The organism is Dyadobacter sp. CY326, assembly GCF_021390515.1.
Taxonomy (GTDB): Bacteria; Bacteroidota; Bacteroidia; order Cytophagales; family Spirosomataceae; genus Dyadobacter.
This window is the reverse complement of record NZ_JAJUXI010000013.1, coordinates 105,963-124,749: the sequence shown is the minus strand read 5'-3', so window position 1 is coordinate 124,749 and position 18,787 is coordinate 105,963. Positions and strand designations below refer to the sequence as shown.

General features: G+C 44.5%; 17 protein-coding genes. 8 read left to right on the top strand and 9 right to left on the bottom strand.

Translation table 11 applies throughout. The features are described 5' to 3' along the window. Positions 1–45: 45 nt before the first annotated feature. The gene (locus LZG73_RS23630) at positions 46–1,995 is read right to left on the bottom strand and encodes an acetoacetate--CoA ligase (protein WP_233855094.1); all 1,950 of its coding nucleotides are present in this window, start codon (positions 1,993–1,995) and stop codon (positions 46–48) included. A gap of 294 nt (positions 1,996–2,289) precedes the next feature. Here LZG73_RS23630 and LZG73_RS23625 point away from each other — a divergent pair, with 294 nt between their 5' ends. Continuing rightward, complete coding sequence (locus LZG73_RS23625; protein ID WP_233855092.1) at positions 2,290–3,939, top strand: pseudouridine synthase; 1,650 nt, start codon at positions 2,290–2,292, stop codon at positions 3,937–3,939. 80 nt (positions 3,940–4,019) lie between these two features. Here LZG73_RS23625 and LZG73_RS23620 read toward each other — a convergent pair whose 3' ends face one another. The 5 genes from LZG73_RS23620 to LZG73_RS23600 form a co-directional block, all read right to left on the bottom strand. Then, a complete protein-coding gene (locus LZG73_RS23620) occupies positions 4,020–5,552 on the bottom strand; it encodes a Do family serine endopeptidase (RefSeq protein WP_233855090.1) in 1,533 nt (510 codons plus the stop codon). A 218-nt stretch (positions 5,553–5,770) separates the two neighbouring features. Beyond that, positions 5,771–6,202: an Hsp20/alpha crystallin family protein gene (locus LZG73_RS23615; protein ID WP_233855088.1), complete on the bottom strand. Its 432-nt coding sequence runs from the start codon at positions 6,200–6,202 to the stop codon at positions 5,771–5,773. 230 nt (positions 6,203–6,432) lie between these two features. Next, the gene (rnc, locus tag LZG73_RS23610; RefSeq protein ID WP_233855086.1) at positions 6,433–7,179 is read right to left on the bottom strand and encodes a ribonuclease III; all 747 of its coding nucleotides are present in this window, start codon (positions 7,177–7,179) and stop codon (positions 6,433–6,435) included. 13 nt (positions 7,180–7,192) lie between these two features. Beyond that, the gene (fabF, locus tag LZG73_RS23605; RefSeq protein WP_233855084.1) at positions 7,193–8,446 is read right to left on the bottom strand and encodes a beta-ketoacyl-ACP synthase II; all 1,254 of its coding nucleotides are present in this window, start codon (positions 8,444–8,446) and stop codon (positions 7,193–7,195) included. Between the two features lie 43 nt (positions 8,447–8,489). Continuing rightward, a complete protein-coding gene (locus LZG73_RS23600) occupies positions 8,490–8,726 on the bottom strand; it encodes an acyl carrier protein (RefSeq protein WP_026629555.1) in 237 nt (78 codons plus the stop codon). Positions 8,727–8,957: 231 nt separating this feature from the next. Here LZG73_RS23600 and kdsA point away from each other — a divergent pair, with 231 nt between their 5' ends. From kdsA to LZG73_RS23580, 4 genes are all read left to right on the top strand, one after another. Continuing rightward, positions 8,958–9,770: a 3-deoxy-8-phosphooctulonate synthase gene (gene kdsA, locus LZG73_RS23595; protein WP_233855082.1), complete on the top strand. Its 813-nt coding sequence runs from the start codon at positions 8,958–8,960 to the stop codon at positions 9,768–9,770. Next, positions 9,770–10,453 carry a phosphatase PAP2 family protein gene (locus LZG73_RS23590; RefSeq protein ID WP_233855080.1) on the top strand — a complete coding sequence of 228 codons (684 nt, stop codon included), beginning with the start codon at positions 9,770–9,772 and terminating at the stop codon, positions 10,451–10,453. The genes kdsA and LZG73_RS23590 overlap by 1 nt, the downstream gene beginning before the upstream one ends. Positions 10,454–10,535: 82 nt before the next feature. Further along, complete coding sequence (locus LZG73_RS23585; protein ID WP_233855078.1) at positions 10,536–10,997, top strand: GyrI-like domain-containing protein; 462 nt, start codon at positions 10,536–10,538, stop codon at positions 10,995–10,997. Between the two features lie 23 nt (positions 10,998–11,020). After that, the gene (locus LZG73_RS23580; RefSeq protein WP_233855076.1) at positions 11,021–11,572 is read left to right on the top strand and encodes a DNA-3-methyladenine glycosylase I; all 552 of its coding nucleotides are present in this window, start codon (positions 11,021–11,023) and stop codon (positions 11,570–11,572) included. Here the strand turns inward: LZG73_RS23580 and LZG73_RS23575 are convergent, their stop codons facing one another. Together LZG73_RS23575 and LZG73_RS23570 are read right to left on the bottom strand one after the other, a co-directional pair. Beyond that, positions 11,573–12,376, bottom strand: a complete 804-nt coding sequence (locus tag LZG73_RS23575) for a glycerophosphodiester phosphodiesterase family protein (protein ID WP_233855074.1) — start codon at positions 12,374–12,376, stop codon at positions 11,573–11,575. It abuts the gene before it with no gap. Between the two features lie 79 nt (positions 12,377–12,455). Next, complete coding sequence (locus tag LZG73_RS23570) at positions 12,456–13,373, bottom strand: PfkB family carbohydrate kinase (protein WP_233855072.1); 918 nt, start codon at positions 13,371–13,373, stop codon at positions 12,456–12,458. Between the two features lie 185 nt (positions 13,374–13,558). Here LZG73_RS23570 and LZG73_RS23565 point away from each other — a divergent pair, with 185 nt between their 5' ends. Genes LZG73_RS23565 through LZG73_RS23555 form a run of 3 tightly spaced genes read left to right on the top strand, consistent with a single transcriptional unit; the run spans position 13,559 to position 16,481 of the window. Beyond that, the gene (locus LZG73_RS23565) at positions 13,559–13,945 is read left to right on the top strand and encodes a DUF5618 family protein (RefSeq protein WP_233855070.1); all 387 of its coding nucleotides are present in this window, start codon (positions 13,559–13,561) and stop codon (positions 13,943–13,945) included. A 32-nt stretch (positions 13,946–13,977) separates the two neighbouring features. Then, positions 13,978–15,480 (top strand): cysteine--tRNA ligase, encoded by a 1,503-nt coding sequence (gene cysS, locus LZG73_RS23560; protein ID WP_233855068.1) that lies wholly within the window; start codon positions 13,978–13,980, stop codon positions 15,478–15,480. A 2-nt stretch (positions 15,481–15,482) separates the two neighbouring features. Continuing rightward, positions 15,483–16,481: a M28 family peptidase gene (locus tag LZG73_RS23555; RefSeq protein WP_233855066.1), complete on the top strand. Its 999-nt coding sequence runs from the start codon at positions 15,483–15,485 to the stop codon at positions 16,479–16,481. A gap of 2 nt (positions 16,482–16,483) precedes the next feature. On the opposite strand, the gene pbpC is transcribed toward LZG73_RS23555, so the two are convergent. After that, positions 16,484–18,781: a penicillin-binding protein 1C gene (gene pbpC, locus LZG73_RS23550; RefSeq protein ID WP_233855064.1), complete on the bottom strand. Its 2,298-nt coding sequence runs from the start codon at positions 18,779–18,781 to the stop codon at positions 16,484–16,486. Positions 18,782–18,787: the final 6 nt, after the last annotated feature.

Below are 18,787 nucleotides of genomic sequence, written 5' to 3'. Positions count from 1 at the left end.
GTGCGCCTAAGTTGATTTATTAGATATTAGTCTAACTTTTTTGGACTAAACAAAGGCTTTAAGAGATTCCGGATTGCGCATCGTTTCAAGGTTAATGCACTTTGCGGGATCTTGCCCCATCAAAATCCGCTTCATTGGCGCCTCCATTTTTTTCCCGTTTATCGTGTAGGGAATGTCGTTAACCTGCTCAATGGTGTCCGGGACGTGCCGTGGGCTGTATTCATTGCGCAGCACGTCTTTAATTTGAGCTTTAAGCGAATCGGTCAGCGTCTTGTCTTTGGCCAAAACAACAAAGAGCGAGATCGTCCCCTCGCCATTTTCTTTTTCAAGATAAACTGCGAGGCTGTCCTTCACATCCGGAATGCTTTCCACCGCTCGATAAATTTCAGCTGTTCCTATCCGCACGCCGCCGCGATTCAATGTTGCATCCGAGCGACCGTAAATTACGACGGAATTTCGGTCCGTGACCTTAATCCAATCGCCATGACGCCAGACATTTGGGAACATGTCATAATAACTGCTCAGATATCTTTCGTGGTCGTGATCATTCCAAAAGTAAATTGGCATCGACGGCATGGGCTGCGTGATCACCATTTCACCCAGCTCGTTGATCAAGCGCTTTCCGCCTTCATTATAAGCTTCGATCCGGCAGCCGAGCATGCGACATTGGATTTCGCCTGGATAAACAGGCAAGATCGGGCAGCCTCCGACAAATGCGCTGCAAACGTCCGTTCCGCCACTTAATGAGATCAACCAAACGTCCTTTTTCACATGCTTGTAAATCCATTCATAGGCTTCGGGCGGCAAGGGCGAGCCCGTGGAACCAATTGTTTCGAGAGATCCCAGATTTCCGGAAGTAATGCTTACGCCAGCTTTCATTGAAGCAATAAAAAACGCTGCTCCACTTCCGAAATGCGTAATTTTTGCTTTTTCTGCCAATGTCCACAGCACTTGTGATGACGGAAAAGCGGGCGCTCCGTCATACAAAACAAGCGTTGCGCCGCAGAGCATTGAACCTAATGCGTAATTCCACATCATCCAACCCGTTGTAGAATACCAAAAATAACGGTCGCCGGGTTTGACGTTTTGATGTAAAATCAGCGCTTTATAATGTTCGATCAAACAGCCGCCCACGCTGTGCGTAATGGCTTTGGGCTGTGCCGTGGTGCCGGACGAATAAAGGATCCAGATCGGATGATCAAACGAAACAGGCTCAAAATCAAGTCCGAAGTTCCTCAAATGCAAAATATCTTCCCAGGAAGTAAGCCGTTCTGGACGGTTTTCGGCATTGATATTGCTGATCAAAACGGTGTCTTTTACACTTGGCAAGGAGAAAGAAAGCTCCTGTGCAAATGCTGTAATGTCGTACGTTTTGCCGTTGTAAGTGTAACCGTCAGCAATGAAAAGGACTTTGGGCTCAATCTGCGAAAAACGATCCGTAATGCCTGTTTTCCCAAAATCAGGAGAACACGAAGACCACACCGCTCCAACCGCATTCGTTGCCAAAAACGCGACAACAGCCTGTGGAATATTTGGCAAAATCGCAGCCACTCGATCGCCCGGCCGCACGCCCCTTTGCTTCAACCAAGCCGCAACAGCCGCAACTTCCGTTTCAAGTGTGTCCCAGGAAATTTCCTCTAATTCTGACTTTTCTGATTGGAAAATAATCGCGGGACGATCCCTTGTTTTATTTCTGAAAATATGCTCTGCGTAATTCAGCTTAGATCGTGTAAACCACTTCGTCCCGATCATTCCGCTTTGCGGTCTTTGAAGCACTTCAAGATAAAGATCGTGTGATTTGATATTGAAATACAGCCACAAACTTTCCCAAAAATCTTCCAGATCCGTTACTGACCAGTCCCAAAGGTCATGGTAAGACCTGAAATAAAGACCTTTTTTTACGAAGAGCCAATCCATGTATTTTTTCAGATTGGACTGTTCCAAAAGCGCCCGTCCGGGTTTCCACAAAGGCTGCGTCTGCACGTCAGTAGACATATTCAAATCATTATAGGTGAAGGTTAGGTGTTGAGAAAACATTAAAAACATGCATTTTCTCAATAGTATTAATAAACGACCGGTTACGCAAATTGACATAAAGAGGCCGGAAAAAATTTACATGGAAATTTACCGTATCTTTGTCAACTTATAATTAAAATACTTAGTACTCTGATCATCAGATACGTTGATAAGTTGGTTTTAGTGGCAATCTTCAAATAATGCCCTGAATCACTTTCAAGACACGGCAAATAGTAAGAGGAACAAAATTCCAGTAGTGATACTGCATTCCTAATGAGAAAAAGAACATCAACACCGTCGAAGGCGCCAAAAGCGTCGCAACCTTCGACCGGCGGACAAAAAACTTTCCGCAAATCCAGCGACGGCGCAGGTCATCCGTTTAAAAAGGCCCGCCCAGAAGCTGAAAGCCGCTTCAGCAAACCAAGCATTAAAAAATCAAGTTTGCGCGTTGCCAGTGGCAATACTGACAATGGAGGACAAAAAGCTCGTCCAAGTTTCGACCACGAAAAAGGCGCTAGCGAAGGCCAGCGATTTGATAAGCCGAGATTCGATAAGCCGCGTTTCGACAAACCTTCATTCAAATCAGGCTCCGACAGACCTGCTTCTGACAGACCGCGATTCCCAAAAAGAGACGGTGAGTTCAGAGGCGCAGGCGACAAAAGGGAATTTGGACAAAAGGACGGTTTCAGAGGACATTCAGACAGACCACGTTTCGACGCTGACCGCCCCCGTTTTGAAGGCGAAAAACCACGTTTTGAAAAAAGAAGCTCAGACAGACCTGCTTCAACAGGCGATTCTCGTCCGTTCCGTTCAAGAGAAGAATCGGGACAACGAGAAAGATCCGCTGGTGACCGGGAATTCAAGCCCCGTTTTGACAGACCTGCGCGAGAAGGCGAAAGACCCGCTGGCAACAGAGAATTCAAACCACGCACGGATAGGCCTGCACGAGAAGGCGAGCGCCGTGATTCAAGACCATCTGGCGAGCGTTCATTCGACCGCGGCAGCAGAGATGGCCGACCAGAATTTAAAAAAAAAGATGAATCGGAGCGTGTAGAACGGGATGACTTCCAAAAACAATCCAACAATGAAAATCACGAGGCAGTAGATCGCAGCGGATTGGACAGAAGGGTTGGTCGTTTTGAAAGTGCTCCGCGCTATAATCTGTCGAGTTACGAGAAGAAAGCGGCGCCGAAACGCAAGGAAAAAGCAGAATCTCCGCTCATTCGATTGAACAGATATATTGCGAATGCCGGCATATGCTCGCGTCGTGAGGCAGATGATTTGATTTCTTCGGGACAAATTTCTGTCAACGGAAAAACGATCACTGAAATGGGTTACAAAGTGCTGCCAACTGACGTTGTAAAATACGGCAAGAAAGCATTGAACCCGGAAAAGATGGTTTATATATTAATCAATAAACCAAAGGATTACATTACAACAACCGACGATCCGGAAGAGCGTAAAACGGTGCTTGACCTGATTCAGGGTGCATGCGCGGAGCGCGTTTATCCGGTTGGCCGTCTGGATAGGAATACAACGGGTTTGTTGCTTTTGACCAACGATGGCGAGCTTGCTGAAAAGTTGACGCACCCATCGGGCGGAATCAAAAAAATCTATCAGGCAGAACTGGATAAGCCAATTACAACCGAAGATTTTGAAAAGCTGCAACACGGACTTGAACTGGAAGACGGATTTATCCGGCCCGACGAAGTGGGTATTGTTACGCCTGACGCAATGGTGATCGGGCTTGAAATCCACAGCGGTCGCAACCGCATTGTACGCCGCATGTTCGAACACTTAGGTTATGAAGTGCAAAAGCTAGACCGCACCGTGTTCGCAGGATTAAACAAAAAAGACCTTCCGCGTGGAAAATGGAGGTTTTTGAGTGAGAAAGAGGTTGTAAAGCTGAAATTTATGCTTTAAGATTTTTGAATAAAATACAAAAAGAAAACCGGCTGCTACGATAAACGTAACAGCCGGTTTCTTTTTTGAACCTATATATATTACAAGCGGAATCCGAATGAATAAACGTCATATGGCGCGTCTGGGTAAAGACCTTCAAACTGCACCATTGATTCTTCCTTGCCAGCAATCGCAGCTTGGAATTCTTTCACCGTACGCACAGGCTTACCATTAACTTTGGTAATGATAAAACCTTCTTCAACCTGCGAACGGGCAAATTTCCCGCCGTCAATTGATACAACTTTCACACCGCCATCCAGCTTGTAACGAGATAGACGTTGTTTTTCTTGATCTGTCAGGTTGCCAAACTGCGCTCCCAACGCATTCATGATGGAAGCTGACTCGTCACGTTTCAGAATATCGGAACCACCTGTGCGGTTACGCAATGTGATATCCAGTTCTTTTTCTTTTCCGTCACGGTTTACAGTCAAGTTTACTTTATCGCCAGGCTTGTGCAAGCCGATTGATTGTTGCAATTCTGGAATAGAGTGAATGTTCACACCGTCCACTTTTACAATCACGTCACCTTTGGCAACACCGCCGGCTTTCGCAGCGCTGTTTTCTGTAAACTCACGAACGTAAACGCCGTCATTTACTTTCACACCATATTCTTCGGCTTTTCTGCTGTCCAAATCATCCAGGGCAATTCCCAGATAACCACGTTGCACATTACCAAATTTAATCAAGTCACTTGAAACCTTCTTAACAATGCTTGAAGGAACTGCGAATGCATAACCTGCAAAACTTCCCGTCGGGCTCGCAATGGCAGTGTTAATGCCGATCAATTCACCTTTTAGGTTAACCAATGCGCCACCGCTGTTTCCAGGGTTTACAACTGCATCTGTCTGAATAAATGATTCAAGTGGAGAATCCACTGAGGCTGCTGATGTAGGCGTTACACCTCCACCACGTCTCGACTGGCCAATGATTCCCAATCCGCGACCTTTTGCACTGATAATACCAGCCGTCACCGTAGATTCAAGATTGAAAGGGTTACCAACCGCTACAACCCACTCGCCTACTTTTACCGCGTCGGAATTACCCAATGTTACAGCAGGCAAATCTTTTGCTTCAACTTTAATAACCGCAATGTCCGTAGACGGGTCCGTTCCAATCACTTTGGCTCTGAACTTGCTCTTGTTATGCAGCGTAACTTCCAGTTCCTGAGCACCTTCCACAACGTGGTTGTTGGTCACGATATAACCATCGGCCGAAATAATTACTCCCGAACCGGATGCTTCCTGCGACTGAGGACCGCGGCCCCCGCCTTCAAACTCGTCACCAAAGAAATCTCTGAAAATATCAGGAATCTGCTGTTGTCCGCGAGATGCCTGGCGTGTCATTGTCGATTTAATATGGACAACCGTTGGCGTTGTCGCTTCGGCTGCGTAAACGAAGTCACCAGGTGCGCCCACCGGAGTGCCAGTTGATGTAAAACGCGTAATTGATTCAGCAGGAGCCTCTTTCAAAATTACGTCCTTTCCATCGTTATCACCGAGTAGCTTAAAGCCGGCAAGAGTTGATGCACTCGAAATCAACCCAACCAACACTAAACCTTTCCAATTTGTTTTCATATAAAAATTTGTTGGGGTTATATTTTTGTAAATAAATAACGCAAAGCCATTACTAAACTATTGCCGCAGAAGCCTCATTTAACATAATTTAACACAGATATTCTATTCTTCAACTACTAAAATACCCTGCCAATCCAAGTAACAATTTATTCCATTCTTTGTTCACAAAAAAGGCGCTATTATGAAATAATAACGCCTCTTCAAATCATTTGCTTAGATTAAGCAATGTCAATGGTGCGAGCAGGTTTTTCTTTCGCTTCTTCACGTTTTGGCAATGCGATGCTCAAAACTCCGTCAGCATAATTAGCTTCGATTTTGTCGCCATCAACTGAATTAGGCAATGTGAATGTGCGCTGGAAAGATGCGTATTTAAATTCCCTGCGCGTATATTTTTCGTTGGCGTTTTCTTCTTTCTGCTCTTTTTGTGCTGAAATCGTCAACTGATTTTTTTCAAGATTCAGTTTAAAATCGGATTTCTGCAAGCCCGGAGCAGCAACTTCAATTCTAAAACCTTCTTTGTTTTCAACAACATTAACGGCTGGAACGCTTCCCGCAAATGCTGGATTTGCAAGTTCGTTAAAGAGGTCTTTACCAAAAAATCCGTTTACGTAAGATGGATTTGCGAAGTGGTTTTTTACTAACGTGCTCATGGTTTTATGTTTTTAATTGTCTGTTTCTAATTTTTACCGTCGTGGTATGTGAGGTAAATATCAATTCTCATTCCGAGATGCAAAAACGGAAAAGAACAAGACATAATGTCCGATTTACATAAAAATAGTTAATTTGCACCTGACATAAAGGCTTATCAATGCGCAAAAACAAGACAAAATGTAACATTACCCGGAATCAGGGTTTGCAGAAAACGAAAAGCAGAAATAGACTAGCGAAGGTCAAGCAATGCGCAGGCCTGCTCGGAGGCTGACTGCTCGGCTTTTTTCTTGGTAAAACCATTGCCTTGCGCGAATGGCTCGTCGTTTACCAAAATTTGGGAAATAAATTCGCGGTGATGGCGGGTGCCGCGTTCTTCAAGAATCTCAAAACGGATTTCCTTGCCTTCCCGCTGTGCCCATTCGATGATAAGGCTTTTAAAATTGGCATTGTTCTGAATAATGTTATCCAGATCATAATGCGTAATGAGCTTGCTAATGATGAATGTTCGCGTGAAACGAAAGCCTTTGTCTAAATAAATCGCCCCTACAAATGCTTCAAGCGCATCGCCATACATGGACGAGCGTGGAGACATGCCGCGACGGTTGCCATCATATTCGATCAAACGATCGAGGCCTAGTTTACGGGAAATTTGATTCAGCGACTCGCGGTTTACGATCCGGGAGCGGATCTCGGTAAGAAAACCTTCGTCTTTGTAAGGATATTTGGTAAAAAGAAACTCAGCAACGACCATCCCCAAAACTGCATCGCCTAAATATTCCAATCGCTCATTGGACTCGCGAAAACCTTTGATAGCGGTTTCTCTGGAGGCAGAAGTGTGACGGAAAGCGAGTTGGTAAACGCCCAAATTAGAAGGCCTGTCGCCGATTACATGCGCAATGGATTCTTTAAATTTTTTATCCTCAGCACTTCCGGTTCTGAAAAGAGAGAGTATCGGTATAAGAATGCGCTTTGCCAAGTGTAATCAGTTATCAGTCTTCATATTTTTTGAAAATGACTGATGCATTGTGACCGCCAAAACCAAAAGTATTACTCAGGGCAATTTTAGTCTCGCGCTTTTGAGCATGATTGAACGTCAGATTCAGCCTTGGGTTAATTTCCGGATCGTCTGTAAAATGGTTGATCGTGGGAGGAATCACCCCGTCGCGGATTGCAAGAATACATGCCGCGGCTTCGATAGCGCCTGCGCCACCCAGCAAATGCCCGGTCATGGATTTGGTTGAACTAATGTTCAATTTATAAGCATGCTCACCGAAGAATTTTTCGATTGCCTTAATTTCTTGCGGGTCACCGATCGGCGTAGATGTGCCGTGGGTGTTAATGTAATCCACATCTTCCGGCTTGATCCCGGCATTTTCAATCGCGTTTTTCATCACGATATGAGCGCCGAGGCCTTCTGGATGGGGAGCTGTAATGTGGTAGGCGTCCGAAGACATGCCCGCTCCAATCATTTCAGCGTAAATTTTTGCTCCTCTGGCTTTCGCATGTTCCAGCTCTTCCAAAATGAGTGCCGCACCGCCTTCTCCCAAAACAAATCCATCGCGGTCTTTGTCATAAGGACGGGAAGCCGTTTCAGGAGAATCGTTTCTTTCAGACAATGCTTTTAATGCATTAAAACCACCTACACCCGCAATGGTAACCGCTGCCTCCGAACCGCCGGAAATACAGACGTTCATCATGCCAAGCTTAATGTAATTGAATGCATCAATGAGGGCATTGGTTGCAGAAGCGCAAGCTGAAACGGTGATAAAATTAGGACCTCGGAAACCGTAGCGGATCGAGAGCACGCCGGATGCGCTGTCTACGATCATTTTGGGGATAAAGAATGGATTAAAACGAGGCGTTTTTCCATTTTCGGCAAAATTCATCACCTCTTCTTCAAAGGTTTTCAATCCACCGATTCCGGTCCCCCAAATTACACCGGCTTTGTCGAGATCAAGCGTATCTGCGTCAAAGCCGGCGTCCTTCATTGCTTCATCTGCTGCAATGACGGCGTATTGGGTAAAGGGATCCATTTTACGCGCTTCCTGACGAGGAATGTAATTATGAACGTCTAAACCTTTCACTTCACAGGCAAACCGGGTGCGAAACTTTTCAGCGTCGAAACGCGTGATGGGAGCTGCTCCGCTTACACCTGCAACCAAATTTTTCCAAAAGGTAGAAACATCATTTCCAACGGGCGTTAATGCACCCATTCCGGTAATTACAACTCTCTTCAAACTCATAAAATGGGGACAGAAATAAAATGATACTGGTGCAAAAACCGAATTACTTCACGTTTTCTTCCAGGTATGCAACAGCCTGACCAACTGTACCAATGTTCTCTGCCTGATCGTCAGGGATAGATAGATTGAATTCTTTTTCAAATTCCATGATCAATTCAACGGTATCTAGAGAGTCTGCTCCCAAGTCGTTCTGGAAGTTTGCTTCCGATGTTACTTCCGACTCTTCAACGCCGAGTTTTTCGACGATAATTTGCTTAACTCTTTCTGCAATTGCTGACATTTTATATTCACTTTTTGGTTAAAATCGCAACAAAGAAAGAAATTTCGATTCACTTTGTCAAAATTTTTTTAGTCCTTTCATTTTATTGCTTTTAATGTATTGGAAATAAAAAAACCAGAAAATCAAATGTTTACCACGGATCTGTCCCACTAAATCTTTTGATCTTATTAACAACCTGACGGATAGCCGTACATTCGCAAAACATTCATTGACCATCTGACGCAGCATTGTATGATTTCAATTCCTAATATAAAAAACGCCGAATCTCCCCTATTTTTTTTGATGGCTGGCCCATGCGCAATTGAGGGCAGAGACATGGCATTACGCATTGCAGAACACATTACTGGTCTCACCGACCGACTCAAAATTCCCTATATTTTCAAAGGTTCTTACCGAAAAGCCAACCGCACGAAAATCGATTCTTTCACTGGAATTGGTGACGAAAAAGCATTGAAGATTTTGGAAGAAGTGCGAAATACTTTTGGGGTGCCTGTGGTCACCGACATTCACGAGTCGCACGAAGCGGCTTTTGCGGCGGAATATGTTGACGTGTTGCAAATCCCGGCCTTCCTATGCCGCCAAACCGAATTGCTAGCCGCAGCAGCAAGAACTGGAAAGGCTGTTAATGTTAAAAAAGGCCAATTTTTGTCCGGCGCTTCCATGAAATTCGCTGTTGAGAAAATCAATGAGGTTAATCCAGAATGTCCAGTGATCCTAACCGATCGGGGAAACAGTTTTGGCTATGGCGATCTGGTTGTAGATTATCGTAACCTCCCGGAAATGAGCGCTTTCGGCGTGCCAGTTGTGATGGACTGCACGCATTCATTGCAGCAGCCCAACCAGGCGTCGGGCGTAACCGGCGGCAAGCCCAAGCTGATCGAGACAATCGCAAAAGCTGCAATTGCAGTTGGTGCGGATGGTTTGTTTATCGAAACACATTTTAATCCTTCGGAAGCAAAATCGGATGGTGCTAATATGCTGCCTTTGGATCAATTGGAAGGGCTTTTGGAAAGGTTAGTGCGCGTTCGTGAAGCCGTAATGTGATGGTAAAACGCTATCTCAAAACGCAGCTGTTTTGCGTTATTTTCTGTTTTCAAATTGTTTCTTCCAAAGCTTTTGCCCAAAATGATTCCATTCCAAAGGATTCAAAGCTTTGGGTTATCAAAGCTGGTGATGTCATTCCACCCGTAACATTGGCTCTGGCTGGACTGATCACCCAGGGAAAAATCAGCCGACATTTCCACGACGACGTGCATTCGAAATATCCGGATTTTCATTCAAAAGCAGATGAATTTTTGCCCTATGCACCCGGTGTGATCAGTTTGGGGCTGGCTTCTGCGGGCGTGAAAGGCAGGCATAAGCTTGGTGATCAGGTGATTCTTGCATTACTTTCCAACATTATCGCGCAAGGCGTGACGCAAAGTTTAAAGCGGGTTATCAAATATCCTCGCCCAGATGAATCTGATTATTATTCATTTCCATCCGGCCACACCACCACAGCTTTTGCAAATGCAACCATTCTGCACGAAGAATACGGCCAGCGAAGCGTTTTGTACAGCATTGGTGGTTACGGAACGGCGACCGCAGTTGGCGGATTAAGAATTTTAAATAACAAACATTGGCTTGCAGACGTCCTCATGGGAGCAGGCGTAGGAATTGGGGCCACAAAAGCGCTTTATATAAGTTATCCATGGCTGCAAAAGACCGTTCGCAGGATGAAGCATTAAATTTCAGTTTTTAGAAAATCAACTGACATACGGTTGTCATAAGGGGCTGTTTCATTTGCATACAACATTATCCATGTCAAATATGCAAACGAAAACAATTCAGCCGATCCACGTGCTATATTTCGAAACCGAGACTTCCCTGAGTGAATTGATGGATTACGTCCGCATTGTGGCACACCGGTTATATCGCGAGGCCATCCAAAAAGAACTGGAAATAACGGGGCCGATTTACTGGATTTACAATGGCGCTGACGGGAATCCCGAAACTCAATTTCACCTGACAATTGCATTGCCTGTCACGGCTCCCGAAACGCGTTTGACTGATTCTGAATTCAAACTAAAATACCTGGAACCATTCAACTGCGTCGCCGGGCAGCTTTATGGAAGTTGGGCAGGCTTGGGGAAAATTTACGGTGAACTGATTTCAGAACTGATGTCTAACAAACTGATCATGACAGGCCAAAACCGGGAAATATATTTAAATATGGATTTCCAAAACCCGGAAAACAACATTACCGAAGTGCAAATCGGAATTGTAAATTAAGTTTTTAAAACCAATCTTCCGTCATGTCCTATTGTAGCTATATCAACAATAATGTTTCAGAAACTGCCGATTTTCTGCTAAACAAACATTACCACGACAATCAATATGGTTTTCAAATCACGGATGACGACGAGCTTTTTGGCCGTTTGATTTTGGAAATAAACCAGGCCGGGCTGAGCTGGACATTAATGTTGCGAAAACAGGATGGTTTTAGAAAAGCTTATGATAATTTTTCAATTGAAAAAATCGCCCAATATGACGAATTTAATCGTGAAAGACTTTTGCTGGACCCAGGAATTGTGCGTAATCGATTGAAAATCAATGCAGCAATTGTGAATGCACAAAAAATTCTTGACCTAAGAAAAGATTACGGCTCATTTAAAGGATGGATTGACGCACATCATCCTTTAACGAAAGAAGAATGGATCAGGCTTTTTAAGAAAACATTTAAATTCACAGGCGGCGAGATCGTCAACGAATTCCTGATGAGCACTGGCTATCTGCCCGGCGCTCACACGCCCGATTGTCCCGTTTATAGCAAAGTCAACTTAGTGGCAGCGACGCAAAAGGCTTGATTAATGCAGTCCTGATTCTTTAAGATATTTTATCAATGCAGCAGGCTGGTCGGTTTGCAATCCCTGAACGTCCTTCGCGATAGCCTCTTTCCATGAAACCGGTCCTTCGGTTGCACTTTGCACATCAAGCCAAACCTGCACTCCCAACTCGTTAGCATCCTTCAAAAGGGTTGGGTTGGACAAATTATCGACTATTTTTAAATGCATCTTTTCCAAAAACCCAACCAGTTTCTCTTTGCTATCAATATCTTTCGGCAAACTTGACATCAGAGGAACCTGCGGCGCGACCTTCGTCCATTCATAGTAATCGGTTTCTTTGTTCAAATAAACCACAACCTGCTTTTCCATTCCCGCTTCTTTAATCTGCTTCCAGGTCTCAGTTACATCCGCCGCTTTGAAATCGAGATAAATGTTGATCTTGTTTTTACAAACAGCCAGCACATCCCTGAACTCCGGAATCTCGTGGGTTTTCTTATTCCGATTAAAAACCTGCAAGTTTCTAACCTCTTCCAAAGTCATCGCATTGATTTTTCCGGCTCCGTTTGTTGTCCGGTCAACAGTCGCGTCGTGCAATACAACCAAATGTCCATCCTTGGTTGTCCTCAAATCCACCTCAACATAATCCGCGCCAGCCTTGATTGCCTCCTTCGCGGCTGCGATCGTATTTTCAGGAACGGCAACATGATTTCCACGATGCGCGATGACGATGGTTTTATGTTTGGTTTCAGGCAAAACTTGCTGCGCAAAAGCGCTAACAGACATTGTTAATGATAGAAAAAGGAGGTTTTTGACTTTTCGGAACATGATTGAATGCATAAAAAATAAGTCTACAAGTAAGAATAAAAAATCCTCAACTTATAGACTCATAAACTTTCAAAACTGACTATTGAATTTCGAAACTTGACAAATTCACAAAATCCTGCACGCGGTCATTGATTTCTTTTTGTGTAAGATTGACGATGCGCTCGGTTCCAAATTTTTCCACGCAGAACGACGCCATCGCAGATCCATATATAATAGCGCGTTTCATGTTTTCGAAAGAAATGTCGTCGGTGCTGGCCAGATAACCAATAAATCCGCCTGCAAATGTGTCTCCTGCGCCGGTTGGGTCAAAAACCTCTTCCAAAGGCAATGCTGGGGCGAAGAAAATCTTGTCTCCCTGGAACAACAATGCGCCGTGTTCTCCTTTTTTAATGATCAATGTCGTGGGTCCCATTTCCAGGATTTTCTTCGCAGCCTTCCGCAACGAATATTCTCCAGAAAGCTGGCGTGCTTCCTCATCATTGATTGTGATCAAATCCACCATTTTCAAAACGGCTTTCAGATCATCCATCGCAATGTTCATCCAAAGGTTCATCGTGTCGAGCATAATGAGCTTCGGACGCGTGGTCATGCGCTCGATAATCAGTTTCTGCGTCGCAGGAACCGTGTTTCCCAACATTAAGAACGTCGTGCCCTGGTAAGATTCCGGAATGATGGGATCGAAATGTTCCATTACATTCAGTTCCGTCACAAGCGTATCACGGGTGTTCATATCCTCATGATATTTCCCCGACCAGAAAAAAGTTTTTCCGTCCTCAACGATTTCAAGTCCTTCTGTATTAACGCCGTGATCCTGCAAAAGAGAGATCATTTCATCCGGGAAATCGCCCCCGACAACAGCCACGAGATTGTTTTCTTTGGTGAAATATGATGCTGCTAGTGTGATGTAAGTGGCCGCACCGCCAATAATTTTATCTGTTTTTCCAAAAGGTGTTTCGAGCGCATCGAATGCAACAGATCCTACGGTTAATAAACTCATAAATTAGTATTGTATTGATTTTAAGATAGTTTCAAACAAGGCCTTCTTCGCAAAAGCGCTGCGAAGATAATCAAAACGCCCGAATAGCATCCGGCCCGCATTGTATTATGCCAAAGTGTTTAACTCAATGATAGGTTATTTGCTATTTTTGTAAAATTTACCACTTTCACCACTAACACATAACTATGGAAGCGATCAGCGAAGCCAGAAGACACATTGACAATGCCAAAGATTTTTTGAGTAACAATGCGAAAAAGCAGGAAGGCATGTATCAGGACAAAAAATATGTCAAGATTGCAGGGCATACTGCCTATACTGGCATCTTGTTAGCATTAAACCAGTTTTTGGGAGAGAAGAACAAAAAAACGCCAAAAAGTGTGGAGTGGTATCAAATGGAGCTTAGCAAGGTAGACAAAAGTTTGCTGGCCAAGTTCACGACTGCTTATCAGGTTCTGCACATTGACATGGGTTACCAAGGAAGCCAAAGCGCCGAATTAGCGTCAGTCGGATTACAAAACGCAGAAATAATCATCAACTGGGTAGAAACCCGGCTTGAAAAGACACAACATTAATACAATCAGTTTTTAGAAAAGTAAAAACATAGATGACCGCCCAGACTTTCCAGCCGCTTAAAATATTCAATACACTTTCCCGTAAAAAGGATGTATTTGTTCCAATTGCCCCTCCTTATGTCGGCATGTATGTCTGCGGTCCAACGGTTTATAATAATGTACACTTAGGAAATATCCGGACGTTTCTGTCTTTCGACATTCTTTACCGTTATCTGACGCACATTGGATATAAAGTTCGCTATGTGCGGAACATTACGGATGTGGGGCACTTGGTGGGTGATGGAGAAGTGGGTGAAGATAAAATCGGTAAAATGGCAAAGCTGCAAAAGCTTGAACCCATGGAGATCGTGCAGCGCTATACCAATGATTTTCACGACGTTTCAGCCATATTTAACCTGATTCCACCCAGCATTGAACCCACTGCAACCGGACATTTAATTGAACAAATCGAAGCCGTTAAAACATTAATAGAAAAAGGCGCAGCTTACGAATCCAATGGCTCCGTTTATTTTGATATCAATAAATATCAAGCTGACGGCAATGAGTATGGCAAGCTTTCCGGTCGCATTATTGAAGACCTTTTGAATGAAACGCGCGAGCTGGACGGACAGTCTGAAAAGCGAAATCCGCTGGACTTTGCGCTTTGGAAAAGGGCCAGCCCTGAACACATTATGCAATGGGATTCTCCGTGGGGAATGGGCTTTCCAGGATGGCATTTGGAATGTACTTGCATGAGTGGTAAGTATTTAGGTAAACAATTCGACATTCACGGCGGCGGAATGGATTTGAAATTCCCGCACCACGAATGCGAAATCGCACAAGGCAAATCACTCACGAATGAAGAACCTGTGCGCTACTGGATGCACACGAATATGCTGACAGTGAACGGACAAAAAATGTCCAAATCGCTCAACAACTCGTTTTTGCCAGCTGAGCTTTTCTCCGGAAGCCATCCATTATTAGAGCAGGCTTACAGTCCGATGACCGTCCGCTTTTTCATGCTGCAAAGCCAATATCGCAGCACGCTTGATTTCTCCAATGAAGCATTGAAAGCAGCGCATAAGGGTTATAAAAAGCTTGCAAATGGTTTGAGAAATGCAAAACTGCTTTCCTATGTACACGAAGAAGGCGTTAGCATTGACGAGATCAAAAAAATAGAAATTGAAAAAGCGATTGAAGGTTTTTATGGAGCGATGAATGATGACCTGAACACTTCCGTTGCGTTTGCGAACCTCTTCAATCTACTGAAATACATTAATATGCTCAACATGGGCCAGCTGAAATCGGCTGCGTTGGGCGAAGAGACATTTAATGCATTAAAAAACAATTTTGTTACTTTTTTCGAGGATGTTTTGGGCTTGAAAGAGGAAGTCGCCGAAGGTTATGCAATCCTCGACGGCATGCTGAAATTGTATCGCGAATATAAATTATTGATGAACTACGAAAAAGTAGACGAAATCCGTTCTTACTTCAAAAACCAGGGACTGGTAATCCGCGACTCCAAAACGCGGATTGATTGGGCCTACGAAGAGTGATTATGAAAAAGTTACCTTTAATATTGTTTGTCTTCTTGCTGGCTTACGGCTGCAAAACCAAAGACAGCTCCGAGCAAGCGGCGGAACAACCGCCCGCACTGGTAAAAAGCCCTGCTTTTAGCGAGGATTCAGCTTATCAATTTGTTCAAAAGCAAGTTGATTTCGGTCCGCGGGTTCCTAACACGAAGAAGCATGATGCTTGTGGTGATTATTTGGCGGCTACGCTGAAAGGATATGGCCTTACGGTCATTGAGCAGGCTTTCAAGGATACGACTTTTGATAACACAATTCTGAATGGCCGAAATATTATTGGCAGTTTCAATCCGACAGCTGCAAAACGCATCTTACTCACAGCGCACTGGGATTCAAGGCCATTCTCTGATCAGGATTCCCTCGTAAAAAATAAACCTGTGCTGGCTGCTAATGATGGCGCAAGTGGCGTGGGAATTCTTTTAGAAGTTGCACGAGTGCTTGCTTCCCAAAAACCTGGTCCTGAAATTGGCGTTGACATTATATTTTTCGATGCAGAAGACTGGGGAAATTCAGAAAAGGCAAATGATGAATATGGCGGTTTCTGCCTGGGTTCGCAATATTGGGCAGCGAACAAACATGTGCCTAACTACACAGCTTACTTCGGAATTTTACTGGATATGGCTGGCGCAAAAGGTGCGACATTCTTCAAGGAAGGTTATTCAGTCCAAATGGCTGAGAGCGTTGTTAACTCTGTATGGAACACGGCTAGCAGATTGGGTTACAGCAATTTCTTCATCAACGAAAGAGGCGGTTCGATCACAGACGACCATTTGGCGGTGAATAAAATCGCCAAAATCCCGATGATCGACATCATTCACACGAAGCCGAACAATATGTCAAAAACATTCTTCGATCAATGGCACACCAATGATGACACCATGGAACACATTGATCCTAAGACATTAAAAGCGGTTGGACAGACATTAATCCAGGTTGTATATCAGGAAGCGGAAGGCCAAGCGCTGTAACATTACATCTTCTTCACCGTAACCCAGATATTTGCGTTTCGGCCTTTGTCGTCACTGCACGAAATCTTGACTCTGCCCAGCGGAAGGCTTACAAAAACGCTTTCATGCGGGGCAGATTTTTTATTCAACTTATCATTAATATACCAAAAAACTTCCTGCACATCATTGGAAGTCTGGCAGGCCAGCTGGATCTGCTGTGGCTCGTCGGGGCGTAAGTAATATTCGCTTCCGTCATTCGGACTAACTATTAAAGGCGGACCTTCGTGGAAAATACGTTCACAAGCAGGATTATGTGGCGGGATTTTTTGGTAAGGGATTTTTTGCAGCTCATTATAAGCGATCAACTCCGGTGCCAGATTGGCATAAGCCCGTTTCTCAAATCCGTTTTCAGGAATGCAGTAAGTGCAGTAGGAAATCTTGCCAAACTTGTCTGTAAAAACCCACCGCAAATGCTGACATTTCTTATAAGCAGAAACGCCCGTAATGTGATAATCCAGAATTTGGTGCGTGCAAAATTCAGATGGAATGTCACCGCTCGCAGCGCAAACCTTTCTTAAAGAAACATTGGCCGGCGTTTCATACCAGCCTTTTGGGGAGTTGTAATCCAATGCATTGAAAATTGAAAACAGCAATGGCGTAGCTGTGTTCGCGCCGCTCAGTTCCGGCACGCCTTCGCCGGAAAAGTTACCTACCCAAACCCCAATTGTATATCGGCGATTATAACCAATGCTCCATGCATCCCGTTTTCCGTAAGAAGTGCCCGTTTTCCAGGCGATTTTGGGTAAATGATAAGTGTTGTCGAAGTTTGTGGGCAAGTCGGGGCGTGTTATTTGTGTGAGAATGTTGGTTAATAAGTAGGCTGCTTCGGAGGAAATAATGGGTGTTCCTTTTTTGTCCAAAGCCGTTTCGGATGTGTAGCGCAGCCGTTTCAGCTCGCCTTCGTTGGAAAATGCTGCGAAAAGGCGTGTTAGTTCTTCCAATGTTACGCCGCAGCCGCCGAGAATCATGGAAAGCCCGAGATCTTTGGCTTGCTTGTCAATAGTTTTAAATCCTGCTTTTCGCAGTTTAGAAATCAAAACCGGCGTGCTTACTTCTTTCAAAATCTTCACCGCCGGAATGTTCAATGAATTAGCCAATGCAAACTCCGCCGTGACTGGACCATTGAAATGCTGGTCAAAATTCTCCGGCTCATAACCGCTAAAATTACTCGGAACGTCATTTACGATATTCTTCGGAGTGATCAATCCCTGGTCAAAAGCGGCGGCATAAAGCAATGGTTTTAATGTGCTTCCAGGTGATCGGACCGCTTTTACGCCATCCACCTGACCGCCATCAAAAGGATTATTAAAATCCGCCGAGCCAATGTAAGCCTCCACTTCCATCGTTTCATTATTTACCACCAGCACCGACGCATTGTGAATGTTCATCGTTTTGCGGCGGTTAATATAGTTTTTGACCTGCTCCTCGATCTGACTTTGCAGCTGGATTTTGAGCGGACTATGAATGACAGGTTGGTCCGGATTCTCTTTTTTTAATCTCAATGCCAAATGCGGGGCCAGCTTCGGTGCTTGCAATCGCTTCACGACTAATGGCTCATTCAATGCATCCTGAATAATATTTTTATCAAAAACCTGCTCTTCCTCAAACCGGCGCAACCATTCATTTCGGGCAATAACCAACGCTTCATTACGCGCTCCGGGCCGCAAGCTTGACGGGCGATTCGGGACAATGGTTAATGCTGTGATTTCTGACAGACTGAGCAGCTGAGGTGGTTTTCCAAAATATAGTAATGAAGCCGCCTTAATCCCTTCAATGTTCCCGCCATAAGGCACCAGATTGAGATACATTTGCAGGATCTCGGCTTTGGAATAATGCAGTTCGAGCTGCAATGCGCGGTGGATTTCAAGGATTTTGTTCAAATAGGTCCGTTTTCTTGGCTCGATCAACCGCACAACTTGCATCGTGATTGTAGAGGCGCCGGAAGTTCTTCGGCCAGTGAAAACATTGCGAACGCCAGCTCGCACGATTGCAAATGGATTCACGCCGGGATGCGAATAAAAATATTGATCTTCCTTATGAATCAACGTCTTACGCAGCAGCGGCGTGATTTCTGAAACACTCGCATACAAGCGCCATTTATCGTCTTTGCTCAAAAAAGCATGGATCACATTGCCCTTATGATCTGTGATCTGCGTTGCGTAATGGATCTTAGGCTGGAAAGGAAAGGCGAAATCGAGGATTAAAAACAAACAAACAGCGGCCAGCGCCGCCAGTCCCGCTATTTTGAGTTTACGCTTCATTTCCGG